Consider the following 18,379-nt stretch of genomic DNA (forward strand, 5'->3'; position numbering starts at 1 on the left):
GACGGGGGCATTTGCCTACGGTTTTCGCCCTATCTTCGCTCATCAGGCGTCCACCATGGCCAGGGCCTCCTCCACATCGACTGCAACCAGACGTGAACAACCGGGCTCGTGCATGGTCACCCCCATCAATTGATCCGCCATCTCCATGGCAATCTTGTTATGGGTGATGTAGATGAACTGCACGCTTTCACTCATTTCCTTGACCAGCCGGGCGTACCGCCCGACGTTGGCATCGTCCAGCGGCGCATCGACCTCGTCGAGCATGCAGAACGGTGCGGGGTTCAACTTGAAGATGGCAAACACCAGCGCCAAAGCGGTCAGTGCCTTCTCGCCGCCGGACAGCAGGTGGATGGTGCTGTTCTTCTTGCCCGGCGGACGCGCCATGATCGTCACCCCTGTATCGAGTAGATCTTCGCCCGTCAGTTCCAGATAAGCGCTGCCACCCCCGAAAACTTTTGGGAAAAGTGCCTGTAATCCGGCATTTATCTGATCAAAGGTATCCTTGAAGCGGTTGCGGGTTTCCTTGTCGATCTTGCGGATGACGTTTTCCAGGGTCTCCAGGGCCTCGACCAGGTCGGCGTCCTGGGCATCCAGATAGCGCTTGCGCTCGGACTGCTGCTCGTATTCTTCGATCGCCGCCAGGTTGATCGCACCCAGGCGCTGGATGCGGCCTTCGATCTGCTCCAGCTCCTGCTCGGTACCCTGCTCGCTGGCGTCGGCTTCGACGGTGGCGAGCACGCCCTGCAAATCGTAGCCGTCGGCCAGCAATTGTTCCTGCAAGGTCTTGCGGCGGATGTCCAGGCCCTGGTTTTCCAGGCGCATCTGCTCCAGCTGGCCGCGCAGCAACTGGGCTTGCTGCTCGGCCTGGGTGCGGCGTTTTTCGGCATCGCGCAGTGCACGGTCGGCTTCGTCCATGTGCAGCCGCGCCAGGCGCATTTCCTCGTCGACGCTCATGCGCCGCTCCAGCAGCTCTTCGAGCTTAAGGCGCAGCTCTTCAAGCGGCGCCTCCCCCTCTTCCAGGTTCAGGCTCAGCTGCTCCTGGCGCTCGCTCAGGCGTGCGGCCTGCTGCTCCAGGCGTTCCAGGGCCTGGCGGGTGGAGTCGTGCTGAGCGCGCAGCGAACCCAGGCGCACGGCCAACTGGTGGGCGTGGTCCTTGTGCTGGCGGGCTTCCTGGCGGATGCGATCGAGGCCTTCGCGCAAGGTGTCGCGGCGCGCCATCAGCTGTTCGCGCTGCTCGGTGTCCTGAGCCATCAGGTCCAGCGCATCCTGCAGCACCAGGCGCGCCTCGCCCAATTGCTCCTGCTCCAGGGCGCGCTGCTCCTGAAGCTCGGCCAGCTCTTCCTGCAGGCGGCGGCGACGCAGCTCCACCTGCTCGGCACGGGCTCGCCCGGCCGAGAGGCTGGCCTTCAGCTCACCATGCTGGCGGCTTTCTTCCTGGGTGCGGCGGCGCAGTTGCTCCCGCTGCTCTTCCAGCTCAAGCTGCTGCTCACGGATTACCTGAAGCTGCTGCTCCAGCTGCTCCAGCGCGGCCTCAAGTTCCAGCTGCTCCTGCCCCAGGCGGTCGATTTCCTGGCCACGGGCCAGCACTCCACCCTGGGCCTCGCCACCCCGGCTGACGCGCAGGAAATGGCGGCCAACCCAGTATCCATCACGGCTTACCAGGCTCTGCCCTTCGCCCAGCGTTGCGCGCCGAGCCAGGGCCTCGGAGAGGTCTTCCACCGGCTGCACCCGGCCCAGCCACGGGGCCAGGTCGATACGCCCTTCGACCTTGTCGAGCAGGCTGCCGGGCTGACGCTGGCTGCCCGCCACCGACAGCAACAGGCGCAGTTCGCCCTGCTCCAGGCCGTTGAAATCCAGCCCGGCAAAATCGTCCAGCAACACGGCCTGCAAGTCGGCACCCAGCACGGTTTCCACCGCCAGCTCCCAACCCGGCTCTACGCGCAGGCCTTCGGCCAGCCGCGGACGCTGCTCCAGGCCTTGTTCGCGCAGCCAGTCGGCGGCGCCTGCACCCGGCTCCAGCGCAGCCTGCTGCAACGCCTCCAGCGAGGCCAGGCGGCCGCCGAGGCGCTGCAGGTCGCCCTGCTGCTGTTGCTGGGCCTGCGTTGCTTGCTGCAGTTGCTCGCGCACGCTCTCCAGGCGCTCGACCACCTGCTCTTCCGACAACTGCAATTCTTCGAGCAGCATCTCGCTGCCGGCCAGTTGCTCGGAGAGCTCGAGCAGGGAAGCGTCCTGTGGATCCACACCCAACTGCTCACCTTCCTCGACCAGCTTGCGTTGGCGCTCGGCCAGGCGTTCCAGGCTGGCTTCCAGCTGCTGCAGGCGCGCCTGCTGCACTTCGGCCTGGCGCCGCGGCTCGGCAGAGCGGGTGTTGAAGCCGTCCCATTGCTCCTGCCAGCCGTGCATGCCCATTTCGGCCTCTTCGAGGGTGGCGGCAGCCTCCTCGGCTGCGGCCAGGGTCATTTCCTGCTCTGGCTCGAGCATGGCCAGCTCTTCACCCAGGGTGGCCAGCAGGGTGCGGTCATGGCCCAGGTGCGATTCGGTTTCCTGGCGGGTGCGCTCGGCTTCCTTGAAGTCATCCTGCAACTGGCGCAGGCGCTGCTGGCCGTGCTGGATGCTCTGTTCCACCCGGGCGATATCACCGGCCACCGAATAGAAGCGACCCTGGACCTGATTGAAACGCTCGGACAACTCATGGTGGCCGTCACGCAGGCGTTCAATGCTGGCGTCGGCATTGCGCTGCTCGGCGACCAGCGCCTCGTGGGCGACATCCTGATCACCGATCACCGCCTCGCGCTGGCGCACGCGCTCGTCCAGGTCGCGCCAGCGCAGGGCCGACAAACGTGCCTTGAGCTGGCGTTCCTGGGCCTTGTATTCGCGGTATTTCTCGGCAGCCTGGGCCTGGCGGTGCAGCCGCTCGAGTTGGCGCTCCAGTTCTTCGCGCAGGTCGGTCAGCCGCGCCAGGTTCTCCTGGGTGCGGCGGATGCGGCTTTCGGTTTCGCGGCGGCGCTCCTTGTACTTGGAGATGCCGGCCGCCTCTTCGATGAAGTTGCGCAGCTCTTCGGGCTTGGCCTCGATCAGCTTGGAGATCATGCCCTGCTCGATGATCGAGTAGCTGCGCGGGCCCAGGCCGGTGCCGAGGAAGATGTCGGTAATGTCCCGGCGGCGGCACTTGGTGCCGTTCAGGTAGTAGCTGTTCTGCCCGTCGCGGGTGACCTTGCGGCGGATGGAAATCTCGGCGTAGGCGGCATACTCGCCGAGCAAGGTGGTTTCGCTGTTGTCGAACACCAGCTCGATGCTCGCCTGGCTCACCGGCTTGCGGCTGGTGGAGCCGTTGAAGATGACATCGGTCATCGACTCGCCGCGCAGGTTTTTCGCTGAACTTTCGCCCATCACCCAGCGCACCGCATCGATGATGTTGGACTTGCCGCAGCCGTTGGGGCCGACCACGGCCGCCATGTTGCTGGGGAAGTTGACCGTGGTCGGGTCGACGAACGACTTGAACCCGGCCAGGCGAATGCACTTCAGGCGCATCGGTCAGCCCCGGGCCAGCGCCGCCAGCACCAGTTCGCAGCTGCGCTGGCCATAGGCGGTGAGCACCTCGCGAATGCGCGGCAGGTCACGGGCAACCACGGCTTCGAGCAGGCGGGCGAACAGGTCGAGGTAGTCGTCCATGTTGGCCTGGCGCTGGTCCAGGGCCAGGTAGTAGGCACGGCTCATGGCCGGCTGCAGGTTTTCCACGGTTTCCTGCAGGTAAGGGTTGTCGGCGAAGCGATAGGCGGCGCGCATCACCGCGAAACTCTCGGCGACGAACACCTTGATGTCCTGCTGCTCACGGGCCTGGCGCAGGCGCTGCTGGATGTCCAGAAACGGGCGCAGGTCGCCCTCGGTGCGCCATTTCTGCGCCACCGCATTGCCCAGCAGGATGTAGAACTCGCTCATCAGGGTGCACAGGCTGCGCACGCTGCGCTCGTCCAGTTCGGTGACATGGGCGCCACGTCGCGGCAGGATCGCTACCAGATGGCGACGTTCGAGGATCAACAACGCTTCGCGCACCGAGCCGCGGCTGACACTGAGGGCCTGGGTGACCTTCTGCTCCTGGATCCGCTCACCGGGCGCAAGTTCGCCGCGAATGATGCGTTCGGCCAGGTAGTCGGCAATCTGCTCGGAGAGGCTGTCCGGCGCCTTGAACGTCATGGTTTTCCTTCAAAATCATTGAACTGGGCACAAGGGAGCGATTGTAGCGCACTTGCCCGGCGCTCGCGCAGAGGGGCGCGGCGCTTTATTTGGCCTGCCAGCAAGCCTGCCAGGCGGCGCGATCTATGCTTGTGATATGGGTACTGCGTTCGGCTGGGCGCCGACACGGGCAATTTCCTGACCTTTGAGTCAGAAAATTATTGACCGCTGCGACAGGTCTGCTTATTGTCCGCCCAACAACAATAAAACCATTGCGAGGCCATCCCCGTGATCCAGTTTCTCGTCAACCAGGCGCTGCGTAGTGAGCATGCCCTGGACCCGAACATGACGGTGCTGCAGTACCTGCGCGAGCACCTGGGCAAACCCGGCACCAAGGAAGGCTGCGCCAGTGGCGACTGCGGCGCCTGCACCGTGGTCGTAGGCGAGCTTGTCCAGAACGAACACGGCGAGGACAGCCTGCGCTACCGCAGCCTGAACTCGTGCCTGACCTTCGTCTCCTCCCTGCACGGCAAGCAACTGATCAGCGTCGAAGGCCTCAAGCACAACGGGCAGCTGCACAGCGTGCAACAGGCCATGGCCGACTGCCATGGTTCGCAATGCGGCTTCTGCACCCCCGGCTTCGTCATGTCGCTGTTCGCCCTGCAGAAGAACAGCCAGGGTGCCGACCTGCATAAGGCCCAGGAAGCCCTGGCCGGCAACCTGTGCCGTTGCACCGGTTACCGCCCGATCCTCGACGCCGCCGAGCAGAGCTGCCGCCAGCCTTGCCGCGACCAGTTCGACGCCCAGCAGGCGCAGACCATCGCCCGCCTCAAGGCCATCGCCCCCACCCAGACCGGCGAACTCAACAGCGGCGACAAGCGCTGCCTGGTGCCACTGACCGTGGCCGACCTGGCCGACCTGTACAGCTCGCACCCTGAAGCCCGCCTGCTGGCCGGTGGTACCGACCTGGCCCTGGAGGTCACGCAGTTCCACAAGACCTTGCCGGTGATGATCTACGTCGGCCACGTTGCCGAACTCAAGCGCATCGACAAGACCGCCAGCCACCTGGAAATCGGCGCCGCCACCCCGCTCACCGACTGCTACGGCGCGCTCAACGAGGAGTACCCGGACTTCGGCGACCTGCTGCACCGCTTCGCCTCGCTGCAGATCCGCAACCAGGGCACCCTCGGCGGCAACATCGGCAACGCCTCGCCGATCGGTGACTCGCCACCCCTGCTGATCGCCCTGGATGCCCAGGTGGTGCTGCGCCAGGGCGAGCGCCAGCGGGTGATGCCGCTGGAAGACTACTTCATCGACTACCGCATCACCGCCCGCCAGGACAGCGAGTTCATCGAGAAGATCATCGTGCCACGCGCCAGCAACGACTGGGCCTTCCGCGCCTATAAAGTGTCCAAGCGCCTGGACGACGATATCTCTGCCGTGTGCGCGGCCTTCAACCTGAGCATCGAAGACGGTGTGGTCAGCGGCGTGCGGATCGCCTTCGGCGGCATGGCGGCCATCCCCAAACGCGCCCGCGCCTGCGAAGCGGCCTTGCGCGGCAAGCCGTGGAACCAGGCCAGCATCGAGCGTGCCTGCCAGGCCCTGGCCGAAGACTTCACCCCGCTCAGCGACTTCCGCGCCAGCAAGGAGTACCGCCTGCTGACCGCGCAGAACCTGCTGCGCAAGTACTTCATCGAACAGCAAACGCCCTACATCGAGACCCGGGTGACCGACTATGTCTAACCATCACGTAGCCAAGAGCCAGGCCGAGATGGCCGAACTGTTCAGCCAGGACCTGACCACCGGGGTCGGCCGCAGCGTCAAGCACGACAGCGCCGACAAGCATGTGTCGGGCGAAGCGCTGTACATCGACGATCGCCTGGAATTCCCCAACCAGCTGCACGTCTATGCGCGCACCGCAGACCGCGCCCATGCGCGCATCCTGCGCATCGATACCACGCCGTGCTACGCCTTCGAGGGCGTGCGCATCGCCATCACCCACGAAGACATCCCGGGCCTGAAGGACATCGGCCCGGTGGTCGCCGGCGACCCGCTGCTGGCCATCGACAAGGTCGAGTTCTTCGGCCAGCCGGTGCTCGCCGTGGCGGCCCGCGACCTGGATACCGCACGCCGTGCAGCCATGGCCGCCATCGTCGAGTACGAAGACCTGGAGCCGGTGCTGGACGTGGTCGATGCGCTGCGCAAGAAGCACTTCGTGCTCGACAGCCACACCCACCAGCGCGGCGATTCGGCCGCCGCCCTGGCCAGCGCCCCGCACCGCCTGCAAGGTACCCTGCACATCGGCGGCCAGGAGCACTTCTACCTGGAAACCCAGATTTCCTCGGTGATGCCCACCGAGGACGGCGGCATGATCGTCTACTGCTCCACCCAGAACCCCACCGAAGTGCAGAAGCTGGTTGCCGAAGTGCTCGATGTGCCGATGAACAAGGTGGTACTGGACATGCGCCGCATGGGCGGCGGCTTCGGCGGCAAGGAAACCCAGGCGGCAAGCCCGGCCTGCCTGTGCGCGGTGGTAGCGCGCCTGACCGGCCAGCCGACCAAGATGCGCCTGCCACGGGTCGAAGACATGACCATGACCGGCAAGCGCCACCCGTTCTACGTGGAGTACGACGTCGGCTTCGATGACGACGGCCGCCTGCACGGCATCAACCTCGACCTGGCCGGCAACTGCGGCTACTCGCCCGACCTGTCCGGCTCGATCGTCGACCGCGCCATGTTCCACTCCGACAATGCCTATTACCTGGGCGATGCCACCGTGCACGGCCACCGCTGCAAGACCAACACCGCCTCCAACACCGCCTACCGCGGCTTCGGTGGCCCGCAGGGGATGGTCGCCATCGAACAGGTGATGGACCACATCGCCCGCCATCTGGGCCGCGACCCGCTGGCCGTGCGCAAGGCCAACTATTACGGCAAGACCGAACGCAACGTCACCCACTACTACCAGACCGTCGAGCACAACATGCTCGAGGAAATGACCGCCGAGCTCGAAGCCAGCAGCGACTACGCCGAGCGCCGCGAGTCGATCCGCCGCTTCAACGCCAACAGCCCGGTGCTGAAGAAGGGCCTGGCACTGACGCCGGTCAAGTTCGGCATTTCGTTCACCGCCACCTTCCTCAACCAGGCCGGTGCGCTGATCCACATCTACACCGACGGCAGTATCCACCTGAACCACGGCGGCACCGAGATGGGCCAGGGCCTGAACACCAAGGTGGCACAGGTGGTGGCGCAGGTCTTCCAGGTCGATTTCAGCCGCATCCAGATCACCGCCACCAATACCGACAAGGTGCCCAACACCTCGCCGACTGCGGCATCCAGCGGTGCCGACCTGAACGGCAAGGCTGCCCAGAATGCCGCCGAAATCCTCAAGAAGCGCCTCACCGAGTTTGCCGCGCGGCACTACCAGGTGACCGAAGAAGACGTCGAGTTCCGCAACGGCCATGTGCGCGTACGCGACCAGATCGTCAGCTTCGAGCAGCTGGTGCAGCAGGCCTACTTCGCCCAGGTATCGCTGTCGACCACCGGTTTCTACCGCACGCCGAAGATCTACTACGACCGCTGCCAGGCGCGCGGCCGGCCGTTCTATTACTTCGCCTTCGGCGCTGCCTGCGTGGAAGTGATCGTCGACACCCTGACCGGCGAGTACAAGATGCTGCGCGCCGACATCCTGCATGACGTGGGTGACTCGCTGAACCCGGCCATCGACATCGGCCAGGTCGAAGGCGGTTTCATCCAGGGCATGGGCTGGCTGACCACCGAAGAGCTGGTGTGGAACGCCAAGGGCAAGCTGATGACCAACGGCCCGGCCAGCTACAAGATCCCGGCGGTGGCCGACATGCCGCTGGACATGCGGGTAAAGCTGGTGGAGAACCGCAAGAACCCGGAAGACACCGTGTTCCATTCCAAGGCCGTGGGCGAGCCGCCGTTCATGCTCGGCATCGCCGCCTGGTGTGCGCTCAAGGACGCCGTGGCCAGCATCGCCGACTACCGCGTGCAGCCGAACATAGACGCGCCGGCGACACCGGAGCGGGTGTTGTGGGGTTGCGAGCAGATGCGCAAGGCGGTGGCTGCAGCACAGCCTGCCGAGCCAGAACTGGAACCCGTCACCCACTGACAGCGAGGAACCCTGTGGGAGCGGGCTTGCCCGCGAAGAAGGCGACACCGTGAATGGCACCGGCTCTGCCGGTGTTCGCGGGCAAGCCCGCTCCTACAGAGTCTGCGGCGCGACATAGAGAGGTTGCATCATGCACCAATGGATCAACGCCCTCGCCGACCACCAGTCCCGTGGCGAAGCCTGCGTGCTGGTGACCATCATCGAGGAACGCGGCTCGACCCCGCGCAACGCCGGCTCGAAGATGGTCGTCAGTGCCACCGGCCTGTTCGACACCATCGGCGGCGGCCATCTGGAGTACAAGGCCCTGCACATCGCCCGGCAGATGCTCGAGGAGCACCGCAGCACCCCGCACCTGGAGCGCTTCAGCCTCGGTGCCAGCCTCGGCCAGTGCTGCGGCGGCGCCACCGTGCTGCTGTTCGAGCCGATGGCTGCGGTGCAGGCGCAGATCGCCGTGTTCGGCGCGGGCCATGTCGGCCGTGCTCTGGTACCCTTGCTCGCCGCGCTGCCCTGCCGGGTGCGCTGGATCGACTCGCGTGAACAGGAATTCCCCGAATTCATCCCCAACGGGGTGAGCAAGATCGTCAGTGAGGAACCGGTCGACGAAGTCGCAGACCTGCCGCCAGGCAGCTACTGCATCGTCATGACCCACAACCACCAGCTCGACCTGGAACTGACCGCCGCCATTCTCAAGCGCAACGATTTCACCTGGTTCGGCCTGATCGGTTCGAAGACCAAACGGGTCAAGTTCGAGCACCGCCTGCGCGAGCGCGGCTACGACGATGCCCTGCTGGCACGCATGCGCTGCCCGATGGGCCTGCCCGAGGTCAAGGGCAAGCTGCCGATCGAGATTGCCGTGTCCATCGCCGGCGAAATCATTGCCACCTACAACGCCTGCTTCGGCCAGCACGACGCTGCCGCCAACGCCGGCCCCATTGCCCAGTTGCTGCCGCCCTCCCGGCGCAGCCAAGCCATTTGACGAGTGTGTTATGACCGTTACCCGCAAAGCCTACCGTGCCGCCATCCTGCACAGCATCGCCGACCCGGCCGAGGTAGGCCTGGACGCTTCCCATGAGTACTTCGAAGACGGCCTGCTGGTGATCGACGAGGGCCGCATCAGTGCCGTCGGCCCGGCCAGCGAACTGCTGCCGACCCTGGCCGCCGACATCGACGTGGTGCACTACCAGGACGCGCTGATCACCCCGGGCTTCATCGACACCCACATCCACTTCCCGCAGACCGGCATGATCGGCTCCTACGGCGAGCAGTTGCTGGATTGGCTGAACACCTACACCTTCCCCTGCGAGAAGCAGTTTGCCGACAAGGATCACGCCGACAAGGTGGCGAAGATCTTCCTCAAGGAACTGCTGCGCAACGGCACCACCACAGCCCTGGTGTTCGGCAGCGTGCACCCGCAGTCGGTCAATGCCCTGTTCGAAGAAGCCGAGCGCCTGGACCTGCGGATGATTGCCGGCAAGGTGATGATGGACCGCAATGCCCCGGACTACCTGACCGACACCGCCGAGTCCGGCTACACCGAGAGCAAGCAGCTGATCGAGCGCTGGCACGGCAAGGGCCGCCTGCACTACGCGGTGACCCCTCGCTTCGCCCCGACCAGCACGCCGGAACAACTGACCCTGGCCGGTCAGCTGCTGAAGGAATACCCAGGGCTGTACATGCACACCCACCTGTCCGAGAACCTCAAGGAAATCGACTGGGTGAAGGCGCTGTTCCCCGAGCAGAAAGGTTATCTGGACGTCTACGACCACTTCGAGCTGCTCAGCGAGCGCTCGGTGTTCGCCCACGGCGTGCACCTGTGCGACGACGAATGCCAGCGCCTGGCCGAAACCGGCTCGGCCGTGGCGTTCTGCCCGACCTCCAACCTGTTCCTCGGCAGCGGCCTGTTCAACTTGCCACAAGCGGAGAAGTTCAAGGTCAACGTGGGCCTGGGTACCGACGTCGGCGCTGGCACCAGCTTCTCGCTGCTCAATACCCTGAACGAGGCGTACAAGGTGATGCAGCTACAGGGCGCACGCCTGCACCCTTACAAATCGCTGTATCTGGCCACCCTCGGCGGCGCTCGCGCATTGCGCCTGGACGACCGCATCGGCAGCCTGCGCCCAGGCAACGATGCCGATTTCGTGGTGCTCGACTACAAGGCCACGCCGCTGCTGGACTACCGCATTCAGCAGTCCAGCAGCATCGAAGAAACCCTGTTCGTGCTCACCACCTTGGGTGACGACCGCACCGTGCGTGAAACCTACGCCGCCGGGCGTTGCGTGCACCAACGCTAAGGCGCTTTCGCCAGCCCCCGGTACAGCGCGCCGCCGATCGCAGCCCCGATCAGCGGCGCCAGCCAGAACAGCCATAGCTGCTGCAGGGCCCAGCCACCGACGAACAGGGCCGGCCCCGTGCTGCGCGCGGGGTTGACCGAGGTATTGGTTACCGGGATCGAGATCAGGTGGATCAGCGTCAGGGCCAGGCCAATGGCAATCGGCGCAAAGCCTGCCGGGGCACGGGCATCGGTGGCGCCCATGATCACCACCAGGAACATCGCCGTCATCACCACTTCACTGACGAAGCCCGCCCCCAGCGAATAGCCGCCGGGCGAGTGATCGGCGTAGCCGTTCGAAGCCAGGCCCGCTGACAACTCGAAACCTGCCTTGCCGCTGGCGATGAAGTAGATCACGGCAGCAGCCAGGATCGCGCCGATGACTTGGGCGATGACGTAGGGCAGCAGCTCCTTGGCCGGGAAGCGCCCACCTACCACCAGCCCGAACGACACGGCGGGGTTGAGATGGCAACCGGAGATATGACCGATGGCGAAAGCCATGGTCAGCACGGTGAGGCCGAAGGCGAAAGCGACACCTAGCACGCCTATGCCGACGGGAGAACTGGCTGCAAGCACGGCACTGCCACAACCACCAAGAACCAACCAGAAGGTGCCGATCAGCTCGGCCCCCATCCGTGTACCCAGAGACATGGTCATCGACCTTTCCTCAAGTAGTGGAACGCAATGGATGCGCAAGCCCAACTGCTTGATGAAGGTTTGCTCACAAGAATTTAGCAGACGTTTGGCTGTTGGCCAGTAACAGAACAGGGCCGCTTCGCGCCCCATCGCCGGCGATGGGGCGCGAAGCGGCCCTTCAATCACCCAGGCAAACGATCAACCCTTGACGGACGCCTTGGGCTTTTTCAGCAAGTGCGAGAACACGGCGTGCAGGTCGTCCGAGGCACTTTCGTCGTCCAGGTTCAGCTTGCTGTCGATATGGTCCATGTGATGCATCATCAGGCTCACGGCCTGCTCAGCATCGCGCGCCTCGATGGCATCGATCAGTTGCATGTGCTCGTCATAGGAGCAATGCGAACGAGTGCCGCTTTCGTACTGGGCGATGATCAGCGACGTCTGCGACACCAGGCTGCGCTGGAAGCTGACCAGCGGTGCATTGCCTGCGGCTTCGGCCAGCTTGAGGTGGAATTCGCCAGAAAGACGGATACCGGCGCCGCGGTCGCCACGGGAGAAGCTGTCGCGCTCCTCGCGCACCATCTGGCGCAGTTCGTTGAGCTGCTCCAGGGTGGCATGCTGCACGGCCAGCTCGGTGATGGCACGTTCGACCATGCGCCGCGAGAAGAACACCTGGCGCGCTTCTTCCACCGTCGGGCTGGCCACCACCGCACCACGATTGGGCCGCAGCAGCACCACGCTTTCATGGGCCAGGCGCGACAGGGCGCGGCGGATGATGGTGCGGCTGACGCCAAAGATCTCGCCCAGCGCTTCCTCGCTCAACTTGGTGCCCGGCGCCAATCGCTGCTCGAGGATGGCCTCGAAGATATGCGCGTAGACGATGTCGTCCTGGGTACCACTGCGGCCGGCCTTGCCAGTGCGCGCAGGTTTTTTCAGAGGTTGCAGCTGTTCGTTCATGGGCTCTCGAGGCACGAAGAGAAAGTATGGCGCCATTGTACACAGGCTGAGGCGATTCCGCAGGGTGCGTTTTACCTATATAGCCGTTATACGACGCATTGCGCACACAAAACATAAAACATTATTTGCATTCTTTGTACACAAAAGCATAATCCACCGAGCAACTTCTTGACCCGTGAGTCAACAAACGCGTCAGACGTCTGCCTTCCCTCGTGGAGCCACCAAGTGCATTGCTCAGGATTCTGGCTCCAACAACAACAAGAAAGACTTGAGGAGTACTCGCTGTGGAAAGCCGCAAATCCGAAGCCCCTACGCTGGATCTCGCGCCACCGCTCGAAACGAGTTGGCTGGAGCGGATTTTCAAACTCAAGCAACACGGCAGCACCGTCAAAACCGAACTGATCGCCGGGGTGACCACCTTCATCACCATGGCGTACATCATCTTCGTCAACCCCAACATCATGGCCGACGCCGGCATCGACCATGGTGCCGCCTTCGTCGCCACCTGCATCGCCGCCGCGCTGGGCTGCCTGCTGATGGGCCTGTACGCCAACTGGCCGGTGGGCCTGGCGCCGGGCATGGGGCTGAATGCCTTCTTTACCTACACCGTGGTCGGCACCATGGGCTACAACTGGGAAACCGCGCTGGGGGCCGTGTTCGTCTCCGGCGTACTGTTCATGTTCCTGACCCTGTCACGCGTGCGCGAGTGGTTGCTCAACAGCATCCCGGTGAGCCTGCGCCATGCCATGGGGGCCGGCGTCGGATTGTTTCTCGGGCTGATCGGCCTGAAGACCGCCGGCATCATCGTCGACAGCCCGGCCACCCTGATCAAGCTGGGTTCGCTGCATGAGCCAGGGCCACTGCTGGCGGCACTGTGCTTCCTGCTGATCGCCATCCTCAGCTACAAACGCGTGTTCGGTGCGATCCTGATCAGCATCATCGGCGTCACCCTCGCCGGCTGGGGCCTGGGCCTGGTCAAGTTCGGCGGGGTCATGTCGATGCCGCCGAGCCTGGCACCCACCTGGATGGCCATGGACGTGGCGGGCGTGTTCAACGTCAGCATGATCAGCGTGGTGCTGGCGTTCCTGTTCGTGCACATGTTCGACACCGCGGGCACTCTGATGGGCGTGGCCCAGCGGGCCAACCTGGTGGCGCCGGACGGGCGTATCGAAAACCTGTCGCGGGCATTGAAGGCCGACAGTGCGTCGAGCGTGTTTGGCGCCGTGGTCGGCGTGCCACCGGTTACCAGCTACGTGGAAAGTGCCGCCGGTGTCGCCGCGGGTGGTCGTACTGGCCTCACAGCCGTGGTAGTGGGCATTCTGTTCGTCGCCGCGATGTTCTTCGCGCCATTGGCCGGGATGATCCCGGCTTACGCAACCGCCGGCGCGCTCATCTACGTGGCGATGTTGATGATGGGCAGCATGGCGCACATTCATTGGGACGAAGCCACCGACAGCATTCCGGCGATCGTCACGGTGATCATGATGCCACTGACCTTCTCGGTCGCCGACGGTATTGCCCTGGGTTTCATCAGCTATGTGGCGTTGAAGGCGGGTACCGGCAAGTACAAGGAAATCTCCGCCAGCCTGTGGGTGCTGTGCGCGATCTTCATTGCCAAGTTCGTGTTCCTCTGACCCACACTGCACCCACCAAGGGCGCCTCGGCGCCCTTTCTTTATTGCTACAGCCTGTACCGGCCTCTTCGCGGGCGTGCCCGCTCCCACAGGATCACCACAGCCTTCAAAGTCGGTGCCGTACCTGTGGGAGCGGGCAAGCCCGCGAAGAGGCTGGTGCAGGCGATACAAAAACTGCAGACGAAAAAAAGCCCGCCAGTGTGAGAGCGGGCCAAAGGACCTACGAAGATTCTTCTAGCGACCAACTAGCTTCCGCGGTAGGTCGAATAGCTGTACGGCGAGATCAGCAGCGGCACGTGGTAGTGCTCCTGCTTTTCATCGATGCCGAAACGCAACACGACAACATCAAGAAATGCCGGCTCCGGCAGCTGCACGCCGCGGGCACGGTAATAGGCGCCAGCGCTGAACTGCAGCTGGTAGACACCGGTACGGTAGTCGTCGCCCTGCAGCAGCGGCGCGTCTACGCGGCCATCGCTGTTGGTCAGGGCAGTGTTCACCAGCTCCAGCTGCTGGCCTTCGACGCGGTACAGCTCGACCTTGATCGAGCTGCCTGGGCAGCCATGCGCGGCATCCAGTACGTGTGTGGTCAAACGTCCCATCTGCTTGTCGCCTCTTGTTCAATCTATGGGCAAAAAATACACAGCCAATGCCCCGGCATAGGGCCTGCGATGTGCGGGAATGACGCCATTAAGACATTTCACCACCAGATTGTACACAATTTTTTAATCCCTTCCGTCGCAGCCCCGGCAAACCGGCCACCAGTCGCAAATACAGGCCCCGTGCAGAGCCCAACATCATTAATTGACCAAACAGGCAGGTTTCTTGCAACGCATTCTCATGCGACAAAAGGGAAGAAATGCGGAAAAACAGGCTTACAAAAGATTTCAGAAGTTGTATACAATCAGCCCATCCGGTGGTGCGACATCCCGACGCGGCCCGCCCACCCCGCACCAACACACAAGAAGGAAGACTGCAGTGAGCGCTGACTACCCTCGCGACCTGATCGGTTACGGCAACAACCCTCCTCACCCGCAATGGCCGGGCAACGCTCGCATCGCGCTGTCTTTCGTCCTCAACTACGAGGAAGGCGGCGAACGGAACATCCTGCACGGTGACAAAGAGTCCGAAGCCTTCCTGTCCGAGATGGTCGCTGCCCAGCCGCTGCAGGGCCAGCGCAACATGAGCATGGAATCGCTGTACGAGTACGGCAGCCGCGCCGGCGTCTGGCGCCTGCTCAAGCTGTTCAAGGACAGCGGCATCCCGCTGACCATCTTCGCCGTGGCCATGGCCGCCCAGCGCCACCCCGACGTGATCCGCGCCATGGCCGAAGCCGGCCACGAGATCTGCAGCCACGGCTACCGCTGGATCGATTACCAGAACATGGACGAGGCCCAGGAGCGCGAGCACATGCTCGAAGCCATCCGCATCCTCACCGAACTCACCGGCGAGCGCCCGCTGGGCTGGTACACCGGCCGCACCGGCCCGAACACCCGCCGCCTGGTGATGGAGGAAGGTGGCTTCCTCTATGACAGCGACACCTACGACGACGACCTGCCCTACTGGGAACCGAACAACCCGACCGGCAAGCCGCACCTGGTGATCCCGTACACCCTGGACACCAACGACATGCGCTTCACCCAGGTGCAGGGCTTCAACTGCGGCGAGCAGTTCTTCCAGTACCTCAAAGACGCGTTCGACGTGCTGTACGCCGAAGGCGCCGAAGCGCCCAAGATGCTGTCCATCGGCCTGCACTGCCGCCTGGTCGGCCGCCCGGCGCGCCTGGCCGCGCTCAAGCGCTTCGTCGATTACGCCAAGAGCCACGAGCAGGTCTGGTTCGCCCGTCGCGTGGACATCGCCCGCCACTGGCACGCCACCCACCCGTACAAGAAAGAGAACGCCTGATGACCGCCTTCAACACCCTCAAGCCCTCCACCCTGGACCGTGACGCCTTCGTCAAGGTGTTCGCCGACATCTACGAGCACTCGCCGTGGGTTGCCGAAAAAGCCTACGACCTGGGCCAGCTGGGTGAACTGGACGAGATCGAGGCGCTGCACCAGCGCATGAGCGACATCCTGCTCAGCGCCAACCACGCCGACCAACTGGCGCTGATCAACGCTCACCCGGACCTCGCCGGCAAGGCCGCGATCCAGGGCGAGCTAACCGAATCGAGCACCAACGAGCAGGCCGGCGCCGGCATCCACCAGTGCACCGCCGAAGAGTTCGCCCGTTTCACCGAGCTGAACGATGCCTACAAGGCCAAGTTCCAGTTCCCGTTCATCATGGCGGTAAAAGGTAGCAACCGGCACCAGATCCTCGCCTCCTTCGAAAAACGCATCCACAACGATGCCGATGCCGAATTCAAGGAAGCCCTGGCGCAGATCAACCTGATCGCCCTGTTCCGCCTGCTGCAGCTGTAAGCAACAGCCGAAACTCATTCAGAAAAACGAACAATAGAAGAGATAACCGCATGCGCACCCTGATGATCGAGCCCCTGACCAAAGAAGCCTTCGCCGAATTCGGAGACGTGATCGAAACCGATGGCAGCGACCACTTCATGATCAACAACGGCTCGACCATGCGCTTTCACAAGCTCGCCACGGTCGAGACCGCCGAGCCTGAAGACAAGGCGATCATCAGCATCTTCCGCGCCGACGCGCAGGACATGCCGCTGACCGTGCGCATGCTGGAACGCCATCCGCTGGGCAGCCAGGCTTTCATCCCGCTGCTCGGCAACCCCTTTCTGATCGTGGTCGCGCCGGTTGGCGATGCACCTGTATCAGGCTTGGTCCGAGCCTTCCGCAGTAATGGCAGGCAGGGCGTCAATTACCATCGCGGCGTCTGGCACCACCCGGTGCTGACGATCGAAAAGCGGGATGATTTCCTGGTGGTTGATCGCAGTGGTTCTGGCAACAACTGCGATGAGCATTACTTCACCGAGGAACAGATGCTGATCCTCAATCCCCACCAATAAGAAAAGGTCGGTCATCGTTCACGGTGATCGGCAGAGGTACATACTGTGGAAGCACACCTTCACGAATGGCTGAACCTGAGCATTCGCTGGGTTCACATGATCACCGGTGTCGCCTGGATCGGTGCATCGTTCTACTTCGTCTGGCTGGAGAACCACCTGAACCGAAGCAACCCGCGCGATGGGTTGTCGGGTGATCTCTGGGCGATTCACGGCGGTGGTATCTACCACCTGGAGAAATACAAGCTCGCACCCCCGAAAATGCCCGAGAACCTGCACTGGTTCAAATGGGAAGCCTACTTCACCTGGATGTCCGGTATCGCCCTGCTGTGCGTGGTGTTCTACTGGAACCCGAGCCTGTACCTGCTGGCACCCGGCAGCACCCTGAGTGGTGCCGAAGGCGTGGCCATCGGCATCGGTTCGCTGGTCGCCGGCTGGTTCATCTACGACTTCCTGTGCGACTCGCCGCTGGGCAAGCACCCTGCCCTGCTCGGTGCCGTGCTGTTCGTCCTGATCATCGCTGCCTGCTTCGGCTTCAGCCTGGTGTTCAGCGGCCGTGGTGCGTACCTGCACACCGGCGCGATCATCGGCACCATCATGGTCGGTAACGTGTTCCGCATCATCATGCCGGCCCAGCGCCAGCTGGTGGCCGCGATCGAGAACAACCAGACGCCGGACCCGGTACTGCCGGCCAAAGGCCTGCTGCGCTCGCGTCACAACAACTACTTCACCCTGCCGGTGCTGTTCATCATGATCAGCAACCACTTCCCGAGCACCTACGGTAGCCAGTACAACTGGCTGATCCTGGCCGGTATCGCAGTAGCCGCGGTTCTGATCCGCCACTACTTCAACACCCGCCACGACAGCAACAAGTACGCCTGGACCCTGCCGGTCGGCGCCCTGGCGATGATCTGCCTGGCCTATGTCACCGGTCCCAAGCCGATGGCGGTAAGCCCTGAGCAGGCGGCAGCGAAGGTCGAGTACCAGCCACTGCCAGCCACCGCCGTCGGTGGCAAGACCGCCGCCGAGCTGCGCGCCGAGGAAGCCACCAAGGCCGCCGAAGCCCCAGCCGCGCCAGCCGAGGCCCCGGCCCAGGCGACCGCACAGGCTGCAGGTGGTGACTTCGACAAGATCCACAAAGTCATCCAGGAACGCTGCAGCGTGTGCCACTCGTCGAAGCCGACCAGCCCGCTGTTCAGCGCCGCACCTGCCGGCGTGATGTTCGACACCCCGCAGCAGATCCAGGCCCAGGCCGCGCGCATCCAGGCGCAAGCGGTCGCCAGCCAGATCATGCCGCTGGGCAACATCACCCAGATGACCGCCGAAGAGCGCAAGCTCGTCGGTGACTGGATCGCCAAAGGCGCTCAAGTCAACTGATCCACCCTCTCCTGCCAGGGCGTCCGCGCGCCCTGGCGGGGGCGGCCTTGCGCCGCGAAGAGGCCGGTACCCCCGGCCTCGCCCTTATAGATTCATGCAACAAGCAAGCATCGAGCGTTCGACTGCGTGCGGGAACCCCAGGCTGCCTTCAGCGGGCCTGCCGCGTGCGACTGG

Annotated in this window: 14 protein-coding genes; 9 read left to right on the forward strand and 5 right to left on the reverse strand. The window is 63.8% G+C overall.

From position 1 onward, the window contains the following. Positions 1 to 42: 42 nt before the first annotated feature. Both smc and CAF78_RS00345 read right to left on the reverse strand, forming a co-directional pair. A complete protein-coding gene (gene smc, locus CAF78_RS00340) occupies positions 43 to 3,531 on the reverse strand; it encodes a chromosome segregation protein SMC (protein ID WP_085677861.1) in 3,489 nt (1,162 codons plus the stop codon). 3 nt (positions 3,532 to 3,534) lie between these two features. Continuing rightward, positions 3,535 to 4,194, reverse strand: coding sequence for a GntR family transcriptional regulator (locus CAF78_RS00345; RefSeq protein WP_085677860.1), 660 nt, complete (start codon positions 4,192 to 4,194; stop codon positions 3,535 to 3,537). Between the two features lie 267 nt (positions 4,195 to 4,461). Between CAF78_RS00345 and xdhA the strand changes: the two genes are divergently transcribed. The 4 genes from xdhA (at position 4,462) to guaD (ending at position 10,599) form a co-directional block, all read left to right on the forward strand. Then, positions 4,462 to 5,916 (forward strand): xanthine dehydrogenase small subunit, encoded by a 1,455-nt coding sequence (xdhA, locus tag CAF78_RS00350; protein WP_085677859.1) that lies wholly within the window; start codon positions 4,462 to 4,464, stop codon positions 5,914 to 5,916. Then, on the forward strand, positions 5,909 to 8,308 hold the full coding sequence (gene xdhB, locus CAF78_RS00355) for a xanthine dehydrogenase molybdopterin binding subunit (RefSeq protein WP_085677858.1): 2,400 nt from the start codon (positions 5,909 to 5,911) through the stop codon (positions 8,306 to 8,308). Before xdhA ends, xdhB begins: the two co-directional genes overlap by 8 nt. A 130-nt stretch (positions 8,309 to 8,438) precedes the next feature. Further along, positions 8,439 to 9,284, forward strand: a complete 846-nt coding sequence (xdhC, locus tag CAF78_RS00360) for a xanthine dehydrogenase accessory protein XdhC (protein ID WP_085677857.1) — start codon at positions 8,439 to 8,441, stop codon at positions 9,282 to 9,284. 10 nt (positions 9,285 to 9,294) lie between these two features. Beyond that, a complete protein-coding gene (guaD, locus tag CAF78_RS00365) occupies positions 9,295 to 10,599 on the forward strand; it encodes a guanine deaminase (protein WP_085677856.1) in 1,305 nt (434 codons plus the stop codon). Here guaD and aqpZ read toward each other — a convergent pair. Further along, complete coding sequence (aqpZ, locus tag CAF78_RS00370) at positions 10,596 to 11,294, reverse strand: aquaporin Z (protein ID WP_085677855.1); 699 nt, start codon at positions 11,292 to 11,294, stop codon at positions 10,596 to 10,598. The two genes, guaD and aqpZ, sit on opposite strands and share 4 nt — an antisense overlap. A 177-nt stretch (positions 11,295 to 11,471) precedes the next feature. Continuing rightward, on the reverse strand, positions 11,472 to 12,227 hold the full coding sequence (locus CAF78_RS00375; protein WP_085677854.1) for a GntR family transcriptional regulator: 756 nt from the start codon (positions 12,225 to 12,227) through the stop codon (positions 11,472 to 11,474). 284 nt (positions 12,228 to 12,511) lie between these two features. Here CAF78_RS00375 and CAF78_RS00380 point away from each other — a divergent pair, with 284 nt between their 5' ends. Beyond that, positions 12,512 to 13,861 (forward strand): NCS2 family permease, encoded by a 1,350-nt coding sequence (locus tag CAF78_RS00380; protein WP_085677853.1) that lies wholly within the window; start codon positions 12,512 to 12,514, stop codon positions 13,859 to 13,861. Between the two features lie 244 nt (positions 13,862 to 14,105). Here CAF78_RS00380 and uraH read toward each other — a convergent pair whose 3' ends face one another. Continuing rightward, positions 14,106 to 14,459, reverse strand: a complete 354-nt coding sequence (gene uraH, locus CAF78_RS00390; protein ID WP_023381446.1) for a hydroxyisourate hydrolase — start codon at positions 14,457 to 14,459, stop codon at positions 14,106 to 14,108. Between the two features lie 376 nt (positions 14,460 to 14,835). Here uraH and puuE point away from each other — a divergent pair, with 376 nt between their 5' ends. From puuE to CAF78_RS00410, 4 genes are read left to right on the forward strand one after another with little or no spacing between them, the layout of a single operon-like run. Next, positions 14,836 to 15,762 carry an allantoinase PuuE gene (puuE, locus tag CAF78_RS00395; RefSeq protein WP_085677852.1) on the forward strand — a complete coding sequence of 309 codons (927 nt, stop codon included), beginning with the start codon at positions 14,836 to 14,838 and terminating at the stop codon, positions 15,760 to 15,762. Then, positions 15,762 to 16,277 carry a 2-oxo-4-hydroxy-4-carboxy-5-ureidoimidazoline decarboxylase gene (uraD, locus tag CAF78_RS00400; protein ID WP_085677851.1) on the forward strand — a complete coding sequence of 172 codons (516 nt, stop codon included), beginning with the start codon at positions 15,762 to 15,764 and terminating at the stop codon, positions 16,275 to 16,277. The genes puuE and uraD overlap by 1 nt, the downstream gene beginning before the upstream one ends. Before the next feature lie 50 nt (positions 16,278 to 16,327). After that, a complete protein-coding gene (locus CAF78_RS00405; protein WP_054884133.1) occupies positions 16,328 to 16,831 on the forward strand; it encodes an ureidoglycolate lyase in 504 nt (167 codons plus the stop codon). Between the two features lie 45 nt (positions 16,832 to 16,876). After that, on the forward strand, positions 16,877 to 18,205 hold the full coding sequence (locus CAF78_RS00410) for a urate hydroxylase PuuD (protein WP_085677850.1): 1,329 nt from the start codon (positions 16,877 to 16,879) through the stop codon (positions 18,203 to 18,205). Positions 18,206 to 18,379 lie beyond the last annotated feature (174 nt).

Source organism: Pseudomonas sp. R28(2017), assembly GCF_002112505.1.
Taxonomy (GTDB): Bacteria; Pseudomonadota; Gammaproteobacteria; order Pseudomonadales; family Pseudomonadaceae; genus Aquipseudomonas.

What these genes read in the sequence shown, in the direction of transcription:
- smc (WP_085677861.1), bottom strand. Translation starts at nt 3,531, where the DNA reads ATGCGCCTGAAGTGCATTCGCCTGGCCGGGTTCAAGTCGTTCGTCGAC.
- CAF78_RS00345 (WP_085677860.1), bottom strand. Translation starts at nt 4,194, where the DNA reads ATGACGTTCAAGGCGCCGGACAGCCTCTCCGAGCAGATTGCCGACTAC.
- xdhB (WP_085677858.1), top strand. Translation starts at nt 5,909, where the DNA reads ATGTCTAACCATCACGTAGCCAAGAGCCAGGCCGAGATGGCCGAACTG.
- xdhC (WP_085677857.1), top strand. Translation starts at nt 8,439, where the DNA reads ATGCACCAATGGATCAACGCCCTCGCCGACCACCAGTCCCGTGGCGAA.
- guaD (WP_085677856.1), top strand. Translation starts at nt 9,295, where the DNA reads ATGACCGTTACCCGCAAAGCCTACCGTGCCGCCATCCTGCACAGCATC.
- aqpZ (WP_085677855.1), bottom strand. Translation starts at nt 11,294, where the DNA reads ATGACCATGTCTCTGGGTACACGGATGGGGGCCGAGCTGATCGGCACC.
- CAF78_RS00375 (WP_085677854.1), bottom strand. Translation starts at nt 12,227, where the DNA reads ATGAACGAACAGCTGCAACCTCTGAAAAAACCTGCGCGCACTGGCAAG.
- uraH (WP_023381446.1), bottom strand. Translation starts at nt 14,459, where the DNA reads ATGGGACGTTTGACCACACACGTACTGGATGCCGCGCATGGCTGCCCA.
- uraD (WP_085677851.1), top strand. Translation starts at nt 15,762, where the DNA reads ATGACCGCCTTCAACACCCTCAAGCCCTCCACCCTGGACCGTGACGCC.
- CAF78_RS00405 (WP_054884133.1), top strand. Translation starts at nt 16,328, where the DNA reads ATGCGCACCCTGATGATCGAGCCCCTGACCAAAGAAGCCTTCGCCGAA.